11 protein-coding genes are annotated in these 11,947 nt (G+C 37.4%); 3 read left to right on the forward strand and 8 right to left on the reverse strand.

The annotated features are described in order from the left end of the window. Positions 1–104 precede the first annotated feature (104 nt). Positions 105–1,274 carry an IS4 family transposase gene (locus F5613_RS10305; protein ID WP_179398827.1) on the reverse strand — a complete coding sequence of 390 codons (1,170 nt, stop codon included), beginning with the start codon at positions 1,272–1,274 and terminating at the stop codon, positions 105–107. 480 nt (positions 1,275–1,754) lie between these two features. On the opposite strand from F5613_RS10305, the gene istA reads away from it, so the two are divergent. Beyond that, positions 1,755–3,284, forward strand: a complete 1,530-nt coding sequence (gene istA, locus F5613_RS16540) for an IS21 family transposase (RefSeq protein ID WP_179399693.1) — start codon at positions 1,755–1,757, stop codon at positions 3,282–3,284. 2 nt (positions 3,285–3,286) lie between these two features. Continuing rightward, on the forward strand, positions 3,287–4,060 hold the full coding sequence (gene istB, locus F5613_RS10315; protein WP_179399694.1) for an IS21-like element helper ATPase IstB: 774 nt from the start codon (positions 3,287–3,289) through the stop codon (positions 4,058–4,060). Between the two features lie 78 nt (positions 4,061–4,138). Here the strand turns inward: istB and F5613_RS10320 are convergent, their stop codons facing one another. From F5613_RS10320 to F5613_RS10340, 5 genes are all read right to left on the reverse strand, one after another. Then, on the reverse strand, positions 4,139–4,489 hold the full coding sequence (locus F5613_RS10320) for a lantibiotic dehydratase (RefSeq protein ID WP_179399695.1): 351 nt from the start codon (positions 4,487–4,489) through the stop codon (positions 4,139–4,141). A gap of 10 nt (positions 4,490–4,499) precedes the next feature. After that, positions 4,500–5,777 carry a lanthionine synthetase LanC family protein gene (locus tag F5613_RS10325; protein ID WP_179399696.1) on the reverse strand — a complete coding sequence of 426 codons (1,278 nt, stop codon included), beginning with the start codon at positions 5,775–5,777 and terminating at the stop codon, positions 4,500–4,502. Then, positions 5,752–7,632 carry a S41 family peptidase gene (locus F5613_RS10330; RefSeq protein ID WP_179399697.1) on the reverse strand — a complete coding sequence of 627 codons (1,881 nt, stop codon included), beginning with the start codon at positions 7,630–7,632 and terminating at the stop codon, positions 5,752–5,754. The genes F5613_RS10325 and F5613_RS10330 overlap by 26 nt, the downstream gene beginning before the upstream one ends. Before the next feature lie 71 nt (positions 7,633–7,703). Further along, on the reverse strand, positions 7,704–7,910 hold the full coding sequence (locus tag F5613_RS10335) for a class I lanthipeptide (protein WP_179399698.1): 207 nt from the start codon (positions 7,908–7,910) through the stop codon (positions 7,704–7,706). Between the two features lie 482 nt (positions 7,911–8,392). Further along, the gene (locus tag F5613_RS10340) at positions 8,393–9,001 is read right to left on the reverse strand and encodes a helix-turn-helix transcriptional regulator (RefSeq protein ID WP_179399699.1); all 609 of its coding nucleotides are present in this window, start codon (positions 8,999–9,001) and stop codon (positions 8,393–8,395) included. 400 nt (positions 9,002–9,401) lie between these two features. Between F5613_RS10340 and F5613_RS10345 the strand changes: the two genes are divergently transcribed. Further along, positions 9,402–10,001, forward strand: a complete 600-nt coding sequence (locus F5613_RS10345; RefSeq protein WP_179399700.1) for an HU family DNA-binding protein — start codon at positions 9,402–9,404, stop codon at positions 9,999–10,001. 103 nt (positions 10,002–10,104) lie between these two features. Here the strand turns inward: F5613_RS10345 and F5613_RS10350 are convergent, their stop codons facing one another. After that, positions 10,105–10,554, reverse strand: a complete 450-nt coding sequence (locus F5613_RS10350; protein WP_068184014.1) for a GatB/YqeY domain-containing protein — start codon at positions 10,552–10,554, stop codon at positions 10,105–10,107. A gap of 30 nt (positions 10,555–10,584) precedes the next feature. Next, positions 10,585–11,946, reverse strand: coding sequence for a cell division protein FtsZ (ftsZ, locus tag F5613_RS10355; protein WP_079682671.1), 1,362 nt, complete (start codon positions 11,944–11,946; stop codon positions 10,585–10,587). Position 11,947 lies beyond the last annotated feature (1 nt).

An 11,947-nucleotide genomic window follows, 5' to 3' on the forward strand; every position in this document is an offset into this window, starting at 1 on the left:
AAAACTCAAAATCATTATGGTTCATGCTTGTAAGTCAATAAGCTTATAAATAGGCTTTATAAGCTTATTGACTTATATAATATTACACTAGTGTCCGGTTAAAACTACCAGATATTCAACTGGTTAGAACTATTCGGACTGGTTAAATTGTAATTTGTATTTATAAATAGCTCATTTATAGGCATTTTCTCAAACAAAGTCAAGCTGAAAATCTGCAATAAAGTGTAGAGCGGCGGCTCTAATTTCATTTTCTTTTTGACTATTGAGACAAGCAGATACATACAGATTGCTATCCATATTTGGGTGTACACTGCGTTTCTGCTGGTGCCATAAAAAGCTTTTATCCGAAGATGCTGTTTTATCCATTTGAAAAACAGTTCAATCTTCCATCGTTCTTTGTATAACTGAGCAATTGTAAAGGCTGGTAACTCTAAGTTATTCGTCAAGAAAACATAAATCTTGCCGGTTTCGGCATCTTGATATTTTATCCTCCTCAAATAGTCTGGATAATCTTTCTTGATGTAAAAGCCTGTCAGTTTTATAGATTGATCGTATTTGAGTCCGGTGGTCTTGTCCACCTTTCGACTATACACTCTTCTGGCAGCCATGTTATCCTTGGCCCTAGTCACGAAGAACGCGCGTTGTTCGTGGATGATAGTGTAGAACCGAAAGAAATCGACATAACCTTTGTCCATTACATAAATGGCACCAGGCTCGACTACGATATGTTCCATTACATTGACGTCGTGGCATAAACCATCCGTCAAATGTACAAATGTGGGTATGGAGCCCCGCAAGTCCAGCAACGTGTGCATTTTAACAGCACCTTTGTTTTTGCGAAACTTCGCCCATGGAAAAAGACTTAAGCACAAGTCGATGGTGCTGCTGTCCAAGGCGTACACCATGTTTTTGACATCAAGCTTGAACTCGTTATCCTTTTCATAAAGGTGTCGAGCCTCCTTGATCAGAACTTGTGCGTAGTCTGCATAAATTCGCCAATCCCGACTTTCGTTGGCCTCTGCCAATGTGGATTTAGGAACCGGCTGCTTTATGCCTGAATGATATAATTTATTGGAAAACGCTGTCAAGCAAGATTCGATGTCACGTAAACTTTCCCTATAGGTAAGTTGAGCAAAACCCATCACATAAAAGTGTTCCTTACAGGTAAAGTTCCTTACGCGATGGTTACCCTTGTACTTTTCAACACACTTGTTGAATTCATAAGTCGGTAAAAATGACATCAGTTGCGCGAAAACGGTTTTCCCTATATTCATGATTTACGGTATTTTTCGTAAATCTAGGTAATTTCCAATATTTTCAAATCGAAAAATTAAAGAACGTATTTGAAAGCCTTTATCAATGCGGGTTTCAGGAGTTTGTTAAAGTCCTTAACCGGACACTAGTGATAATATTATTATTTTAATTTTAGTTTAACAACAACCGGGTTACTATCTTCTGTTAAATTAGGAAATGGAGAAGAAGAACCATCTTCAAAGAATGATGATGCATTTACTAAGAAATACATATTTCCTTTATATATACTATAAATAACAGTTCAAAAGTATACCACCATTCCAATTGAAAAGTATACCAGCTAATCAGAAAAAGTAGAGGTTCAGGTCAGCACTTGATGTAGTGCAGGCGTAGCCGAAACGGAATCAAGTGCTGACATAATTAATCAAGATTAAGCACTACTTCCATAACGTTTAATTTCTTTGTGATGTAAAAACCAGCACAGAGATAAAATGATTAGCATGAAAGACAAATCAGAAATTATCAGATTACGAAATTATGAGGGTTTGAGTGAAAGGGAAATTTCACGCAGACTAGGTTTTAGCCGCATTACGGTTCACCGTATCCTGGATGAGTATACCAAAGCCCTGAAGGAACAGGAAGGGGATAAATCCAGGATAGAGGCGTATATATTAACGCCCCCAATTTATAAAACAGAAAATCGTCCCAAACGACGTCTTACCGAGAATATCATCCGTATTATAGACCATTGTCTGGAGGAAAACGAAATTAAGAAACGGTCCGGGCGTCATAAGCAGCGTATGTTCAAACAAGATATACATGAGTTGCTAGTGGAAAAAGGTTATGACATATCCTATTCTACAGTATGTGGTTATATCAGCAACCAAAGCAGTCAAAAAGAAAAGGAAAGCTTTATCAAACAGGGTTATATCCCGGGTGAGAAGGCGGAGTTCGATTGGGGGGAAGTAAAGCTTTGCATAGCGGGTCGTTGGCAGAAACTGTACATGTCCGCATTTGCTTTATGTAGCAGCAATGGCCGTTGGGGGGATCTGTTTCACCGGCAAGACACGCTGGCCTTTATGGAATCTCACGCCAACTATTTTGAAGAATGTAAAGGTGTTCCCCATGAAGTTGTATACGACAATATGCGTGTAGCCGTAGCTTCTTTTGCCGGAAATGAAAAGGAACCAACCCAGGCTCTTCTTCGAATGACGGCATTCTATGGCTTCAAATACCGGTTCTGTAATGTCAGACGAGGAAACGAAAAAGGACATGTGGAACGTACGGTGGAGGTTTTGCGCCGCAAAGCCTTCTGCCTAAAAGACACTTTTGATACCATAGAACAGGCAACGGAGCATCTGCGCCAGACCTGCAGGAAGCTAAACGCATCCGAAGATATCAGGCCAAAACTGGAGGAAGATCTTCGCTCGCTGTTACCCTATACAACACCAATGGGTTGTTTTGAAAGGCGAGAACTCAAAGTAGATAAATGGTCTACCATCACATTGAATACCTCCCATTACTCTGTACCCGACACGTTGGTAGGCAGAATGGTCGAGGTTAAAATATTCAGTGAAAAGTTACTGATATATATGGACAATGCCCCTGTGGCGGAACATGAACGTTCTTATTATTCAACCTGGTCGCTCAATCTCAATCATTATCTACAGACACTGAAGCGAAAACCGGGTGCTTTAAGTGGTTCTGTTGCCTTATCTCAAGCTCCGGAATCAATGAAAGGGCTGTATTATAAGTACTTTACGGATAATGGAAAGTCTTTTATAGACCTGCTTATCTTCGCAAAAGAACGTGCAATCTCTTACGATGAAATCGCTCTTGCTGGCAAAGATGCCGAACAGTCCGGTATCAAAACGGTTACAGCAGCACATATTACAACCTTGCTATATAACAGGCTCAATCAAACACCTCCGCTTTACAAGCATGAACAAAAAGACGAGATAGAAGATTTTGCCATCAAGCAATTATCCATGTGGTCTATGATGATGAACAACAACTCTAAAATAGTATAATAATGAAAGAAAATGAATCCAACCTAAGGCAGCAAATAACAGACTTGTCGAAAACGCTGAAGTTGCCTTCCATTCGCAAAACATTGCAAGATACCACACAGGAAGCTGTTTGCCACTCCTGGAGCTATGAACAGTTCCTCTTCACCCTGCTTCAGAATGAAGATGCACATCGAGAAGAGAATCGTAAAAAAGCTCATGTTAAACGTGCCGGATTCCCTCAGTATAAATACCTGCAGGAATTGAACCGGGAAGAACTGCCCGATGATGTAAGAATCGTATTGCCTGAATTAGAAACTCTTGAGTTTATTAAAAACGCTCAGAATATAGTCCTTGCCGGCAATCCGGGAACCGGAAAAACCCATATAACCATCGGCCTTGGTATTAATGCCTGTAAAATGGGATATAATGTGTTGTTTACTTCCATCCCCCAGTTGCTTACTCAGATCCGGGAATGCCGTTCGGCCAGAACGCTGCACCAGCTGGAGTTGAAGTTTATTAAATACGATCTGGTAATATGTGATGAGTTTGGTTATGTATCCTTTAACAAAGATGGTGCTGAAGCCTTGTTCAATCACCTTTCCTTAAGGACTGGACGAAAAGCAACAATTATTACTACCAATCTGGCTTTCGATCGATGGAAAGAAATCTTCGGAGATCCAATCCTCACGGCCGCAATGGTAGATAGATTAACCCATAAAGCATATCTAATAAATATGAACGGTGATTCTTTTAGAATGAAAGAAACTCAAAAATGGATCAAAAATAAAAGAATCTAACCTGCGTTTAGATAACTTTTTTTATCTTCGCAAACAATGAGCACTGGTATACTTTTCAACTGGAATATGGTATACTTTTCAATTGTTATATACAGTAATAACAATATTTGAATTATTAGCATTATTACATACTTGACCAACACCACATGCCGCAAATATGCCAAATGGTGTACATCGGACAAACATCCTTTCAATATATTTGGTGAGAGAATTTAATAGTCTTTTCGCATCTTTATCATTTAAATTATTATTTAAATATTTAAGGGTTTCTTTATAAAGAACCGGAGACGCCAAAAATATAGCTTCATGGAATATTAAATCTTTAATTAGATCTCCAAATAGAGTTTCATTTGAAAGAATATCATTTAATTTATTTATAGGAAACAACGGAGTCCTAAAAACAAAGGTATCGAATGGCCTATACATCATATACATTGTATTAACTTAATAACATACATTCGTCCCAATATGGCTCTGATGGATGAAGTACTGAAAGAAAGAATAATCCTATTCCAGAAATTCCACTTAAAAAGGACCGATTTTTAAGAATTTCTATTTTCTTCTCTTCATTATTATACAAGTCTGTAACGTATCCAGCAAATATATTCTCTTCCTTAGCCATACCTAATGTTTCACAAAGCCAAAATGAAGCTGCATTTTTAAATTCATCATTACCACTCAAATGATATAATCGATTATAAATATGAGATATTCCAGCGGTACCGTGGCATAAGCATGCATCTTTAATACCCATATCAATCAAGCTTTTCCGATACGTGGTTTGAATTAAAATATCCAGAGATTCTTCTTCCAAAAACATTATCTCATCAAAGCCCAATAATGATGCCTTATATAGAGCATAACCCACTGATAAGTCGCCATAACACCATCCCAGTCTTGTTTCATGGTTGTTATTTAATGATAATTTAGTTTTATCCGATTCCTCAATATCTGAGTATATACCGGGAAAGTATGACTTAAATTTTCCTAAAACACGTTTGTGAGAAAGCAGGTACAAAGATGATTTTATTATCAAACGCGACAATAAATCTTTTTTTATATTTATATCGTAAAGTTTTATAAAAAAAAGTATAAGTCCAGGAATACCGTGAGCAATACCTAAATTGTAACCAAGCCGATGATTCTTATAGTCAACAATCGACATCCATTTGACTAATCCGTCTTCTTCTATTCTCTTTGCAGCCATTTGTTCAACCATTTCCTCCAGATATGTGTAGCATTTTTCATTATTTCCATATAAATATCTATTATAAAAGTAGATGCCTATGTTTATAACTCCATTTAGACAATCATATCTATTATTATTTATAAACAAGAATAATGACTCGTACAAACTCTCATCCAAATCACGAAAATAATCTTCCGAATCAATATCAATCATGTTATGAAGAGAAAGATGTTGAATCATCCATCCTAATTCTGAGATAATTGTAATATCCTTATAATCGTTCAAAGGCGTACTGAATATCTCATCTGTCATATCAACGATATTATCGATGTAAGTAGTAAGATCTAGATCCGAATTATTACTCAGTTGTGAATAATATGCAAGAAAAAGGCATATCCCAGATTCTCCTGTAAATAGGTCAGGCACTTTAAAATCTGCTTCATGTTGTGTAAGCGCAGAAAAGATTTCATTAATCTTCCCGTCAACTTGATCGTGCAATTCTTTATTTATTATTGGTATCCAATTCATAAATGTGTTTTATAGCGGTTTCTAGTATATTATCTTTATTGTTTTGTATCGATTCCAAAGTTCTTTTGACAGTGATATCCGGAAATATTCCCTTCCCATGATAGCCGGAGAAATCTTTTATAATAGACATATTAAATGCGTACACTGGGAGATTGAGTATCCCAACATCCCCATTTGTTCCAATCGTAGGTTCTCCTATAAGTGTGCCTATTTTATTTCTTTTCAGAATTTCAATAATAGTCTCTGCATAACTCATCGCTTTATGGTTTATCAAAACAGATACTGGTGTATTAATATAATCACTCGTCTTAGGCAAGTATTCGACACCCCTATCATATATGACCTTTTCTTGATTGGGGTAGTAATATATTGGACGACCAAAGTCACCCCATCTTATTGAATCTACATAAAAATGCGGTATGATACTATCAGTTACATTGTAATCGGGATATCCTCTTATATCTAATATAATCCCTTTTGCATTCTTAAATTCTTCAATATACTCTTTAAAAACGCTATAAGTGGCATCCGGGCCTTTGTGCGTTAAATTTATATGATAAATATTATTATCTAGTCTTTTAATAAAGTAAGGATATTCCTCTTTGTATATTATATCATCATTATAATTTGCAAAAAGCCTAACAAACTCACTTTCATTATTTATTTTTTTGAACTCTAGACTAAGGAGTGAATCTTTAGTAAATCCACCCAAAAGTCTTTCTCTTAATAGAGCTTCATACTTCCCTTGTTTTGTTGATGCAGAAACTAAATCCCATTTCTTCTCAATTAATTTATCTATAGGAATATCATTTACCGAGACAAGAACATCCCCTATCGACAACCTGTCAGTTAATGTGTCAGGAACCTCTCTAAGATATATTTTGTCTTCACACCAATCGAGTTTTATATCAGGAATATAATATTGTAAAACCATAGCAGCAATACCACCAACGTATCCTCCTTTATTAACTGAAATATGTGAATCATGGACATAACTCAACATATTATTGACCACATCATAGTATTCAAATTGATCTTTACATTTTACTGCATTTATCAACGAAGTTTTAAGAACATCATCCCATTTTATATTTAGCCCGTCTTCTTCAAAATATGGATAAAAGTGTCGAATAATATTCCATCGCACTATAATATCTGCCATCCTAAAATGGTAATCCTGTAAAAAAGCAAATTTTTTTTCTGGTTTTCCAAAAGCTAATTTCAAGAAACTTTCTGTTGCCAGCTTAAATTTAATCTTTTTTATATCTTTTTTTAGTTGATTCAGTTTATCCGAAGGCTGGCTATGCTGGTAAGAAATTGAAAGAGGCATATAAGCATTCATATTGCCGTTTAACGGAAGAGAATACATAGAATCAGGCGTAGGTAAGTTAATTCTTTGTTTGGCATTGTAACTTATAATATCACTATGAAAAATATTGTTGTACAACCGAATTCCTATTCCATAATGCTCCCAAGCATAACTTTCGTTTGCATTTGCAGATACACTTTTTGAATTATCTGGCGTATCAAAGGATAATTCAGGAACAATTGGCGTAAAGATTTTTAGAATTTTATTTCTAAACTCTGTTTCTGTTTCTGAATCTATAACTTTATTTGAAGCAAACACAAGGAATCGGTACCAGTCTATATAATCTATCTCCCTAAGAACTTGTTGATTAGGATAAAAATACCTTGAATATCCATATAGTTTAGCTAAAGAACCAATATTACTTAATTCTTGATTCGATAAATTATCTATTTTCTTCCACTCATTCTTAGTTTTAGAGTACATATTTAAAGATATGGGTATGAGGAAGGTTACCAACAGACCAATTATTTTATATTTAGTTTTCATAGAATAGCTTAAAATGTTAAAAATTACCCGTCAGATATTCCACATCTGACGGGGTTGGCTTAGTGTCTGATTTAGAAACAAATAAGTGCTGTATTATAGTACCCTGTTGCATTTACTGCACAAGAGTTTTTACTCCCTGTTCCATAACAGCCTCCTCCATTAAAGTAAGTTCCACATACTCTGGAATCCCACAAGCCTCCTTCTAACTGTTTCATTTCATTATCATTAAGATTGGTAATAGTTTCTTTGTTTAATGACAATTTTTTTAACTTTTTCATGATAAAATGAATTTAATTTACTTTACAGAATTTATTTATAACAGTTGATCGGTCTGTTATTCATCGCCCTATAACTTTGCAATGACTATTTAGTATCGATAACTAAAATTAGTAATATTAAAGTTTCTATTGTGATCAAGTTCTCACAAACCAAAACCTTTTTCATCTTTAAATACCAATCGCATAAAGAATTTTTCACTATCAAAAATTAATAGCCCATTGCAAAATAATACTTTTAGAACAACTTTGCAGAATGAACTAAAGATATCCACTTTTTCCATAATCCATACAATTTGTAGATTAACTTAAAATTATTACTTGTTTTAATTTTAGTACAAAGAATAATATATCCTTCGAACATAGAATAAATTAGTTACTCCAAAACTAAGCACTAAATTTGGTTCAATACCCATAAAGCTGGTCACTTTTCGGTCACTTTTGTTCACTTTTGTTCATTAATTGATCACAAATGAGTTTTACGGCTAGATTGTTGTTATAAAATCATCTAAATCTGTTGCGGGGCAATCGCAACGGTTTATTTTTTCTAGTAATCTTTTTCGGCTCATAGAGACTGCCGATTTGGTTCTGCCTATAATTTTTGCGATGGAAGTTACAGAAAAACCTGCTTTAAGGAGATAGCAGACGCGGAGTTCTGTTTCGGAAATTTGTTCACAACAGCTTTTTAAGCGTACCGCAAAGTTGTTATATATATTATTTAATTCCAGTTCTAACGTGATCCAGTCTTCCTGGGTCATCATTTTCCCTTTTTCGTCGCTACTTATTTCTTTAAGCTTCAAATAAATTTCAGTTTGAATAAAATTCATCTCACGTAAATCTTCTTCATTCGAAAGATTAATAATATGAGTATTCTCCTTTTCTTTTAATATTGTACGAGCTTGATAAAGTCTTCTTGAAATGTAAATTATAAACGCTAATAAAAAACCTAAGAGTATTATAAGCAATTGATTCAAGTCTTTATGCGTTATATCTTCATGACTACAGGCAGAGAAAAAAAACAGAAATACAAAAAGAAAAATCCACTGAATGAAATTGAATTGGTAACCTATAATAGGCAATCGGGTGTTTTTCATTACATTATTATTAAAGGTTGTTACAAATAACTAATACTAGTCGCTCCAAATGTATCAATTAATTTATTAATAGCACAAGCTATTTAATAAATTAATCATAAAAAATGTCAATATTGAATGAATCATCTTAGATGGTGGGTTGTAAAGAGACATTGCTGTGTTGAAGAAATTATAAGGAATGAATTAGCAAAAATACAATGGAGAACTAGTGATGTTGACTATATAATTAGTATCTTTACAAACGAACAACTAATCGTTGGACCTAGGTCCAACAATATATTGACCTGGGTCCAACGATATCTCAACCATGGTCCAACGAAAAGTAGACCTAGGTCCAACGATTAGCAGTTCGGCATAAAATCGATTAGTTACAATAGGATCAACAATTAAATATATAGGTATGGCTGCTAACTACAGGTTGTATAAAAATCCCCCAACAAATGGGGAAGAGAGTAAAGGTGAATTACATGCACGGATCGTACCTTCCATGACGGTGGATATCAACTATCTTGCTACGGAAATATCACACCAGTCGTCATTCTGTTCGGCAGATGTCAAGGGGATGCTGGAGGCTTTTACGTCGCTTATTATAACGCATCTTAAGAACGGTAAGAATGTAAATCTGGATGGATTGGGGCATTATTCCGTTTCGCTGAAATGTCCGGCGGGAGTTACTAAAGAATCGCAGATAAGATCGGGCTCAATTAGTTTTAAGAACGTCAATTTCCGTTGCTCGCCAACTATGAAGTCGGCTTTAAGCTCCATGACCCTGGAACGGAAAACATCGGAAAAGAAAGAGGTGAAGACTGAAGAACAAAGACTCCGGCAGATACTGAACGAACTGCAGGTGACCCGCGCTATCTCTACGAGTCGTTGTATGGCAATTAACCAGTGCTCGAAGGAAATTGCATTGGCCGATATAAAGAAACTGATCGAACAAAACAAACTCGAAAAAGTAGGTAGCGGCAGGAGTGTACTATATCTAAGGCAATTAGTCTAATTTCAGAAGGAAAAGAGATATATTCGAGGTAAGTATTTTAAACAAAAAATCCACCGTTCTTTCATCTAAGAACGGTGGATTTTGTATGATTGGGTCCTGGCAATTAGCTCAGCAAGCGTTTTACGGTTTCGGAGATCATGCGGCCTTCGGCTTTTCCCGCCAGTGTTTTGGTGGCCATGCCCATCACCTTGCCCATATCCTTGGCTCCGGCGGCACCTGTCTGCTCGATGATTGCTTTCAAAGCCTGCTCAAGCTCTTCGGCACTCATCTGTTTGGGCAGATATACTTCGATACAAGCGGCTTCGCTCAATTCATCCTGAGCAAGTTCGGGACGGCCCTGAGTTACGTAGATTTCTGCGCTTTCCTTACGTTGCTTAATCATCTTCTGCAAGATTTTAACTGCAGCTTCGTCGCTCAGCTCTCCATCGCTTCCCTTGGCTGTTTTCGCTTCAAGAAATTCTTTCTTTACTCCGCGCAATGCCTGCAAACGGATTTTATCTTTGGCCAGCATCGCTGCTTTAATGTCGGCACTTACCTGATCAAATAGATTCATATCTTTATTATTTTACAAACAGTTCATTCATTAACGGAAACGGATCACCGGTCCGTTGTTTTCGGGCGTTTCCTTCTTTTCAGTTACCTGGATACTCTCTTCCTGTATAACCGGCGCTATTACCTCTTCGCGGGTTGTTTTGGAACGGGCACGGGTAATTATCTTCGGATCGCGGCTATAGGTAGGATTCTCTTCCATCAATACGATAAAGGCGTCGTCGTCCATCTCTTCTGTAGAGAGAATAACGGCTTTCGCTCTGGTGGAAGCACGACGCATCCGCTGACCGGAAGCTCCGTAGTATTTGTCAATCAGGTCCTTCTCTTCCTGCTCCTTGCGCAGGCGATCTTCTTCCTGACGGAGTTCTTCTTCAGACATCCGCGAGTTTTCGGCTCTTCTCCGATCGGCAATCTGAGGAATATCCTCCACGCCGAATCCGGTTGCCAGAATGGTGATCTTCACCTTGTTTCCAAGGGTGTTATCAAGGGTAGTACCCCAGATAACCTCGATATCCCGTCCAAAACGCGACATAAAGTCGTGTACGTCGTTCATCTCTTCCATACGAAGTTCGGTGTCTTCGCAGAAGGAAACGTTAAACAGGATCTTCTTGGCATTAAATATATCGTTGTTGTTAAGCAACGGCGAGTTAAGCGCATCTTCGATAGATTTGCGCACCCGGCCTTCGCCTTCGCCGTATCCGCGGCTCATCAGGGCCACTCCCCCGTCTTTCATGGTTGTTTTCACATCCGCGAAGTCCAGGTTGATAAGTCCCGGCAGGGTAATAATCTCGGCAATACTTTTTGCTGCAATCGTAAGCGTATCATCGGCCTTGCCAAAAGCATTGGTAATGGAAAGGTCGGCATATATTTCGCGCAGGCGTTCGTTGTTGATAACCAAAAGTGCGTCTACATTCTTGCTTATCTCTTCAACACCGTTAAGTGCCTGTATAATTTTGCGTTCGCCTTCAAATACAAAGGGAATGGTAACAATACCCACCGTAAGGATACCCATGTCTTTGGCAATACGGGCAATAACAGGAGCTGCTCCGGTTCCGGTTCCGCCTCCCATCCCTGCCGTAATGAATACCATCTTGGTTCCGTCACTAAGCATCTTCCGGATATCATCAAGGCTCTCTTCGGCAGCCATCATGGCCCGCTCGGGTTTATTGCCGGCTCCCAGTCCCTGGGTGATCTCGCGTCCCAAAGTTATCTTGACAGGAACATCCGATCTGAGAAGCGCCTGATTATCGGTATTACATAATACAAATGTAACATCATGAATACCTTCTTTATACATATGGGTTACGGCGTTACCGCCACCCCCTCCTACTCCAATCACTTTAATGATGGATGGACTATCCGTAGGATAATTGAATTCTAATATTGTATCGTCCATG

Source organism: Macellibacteroides fermentans (assembly GCF_013409575.1).
Taxonomy (GTDB): domain Bacteria; phylum Bacteroidota; class Bacteroidia; order Bacteroidales; family Tannerellaceae; genus Macellibacteroides; species Macellibacteroides fermentans.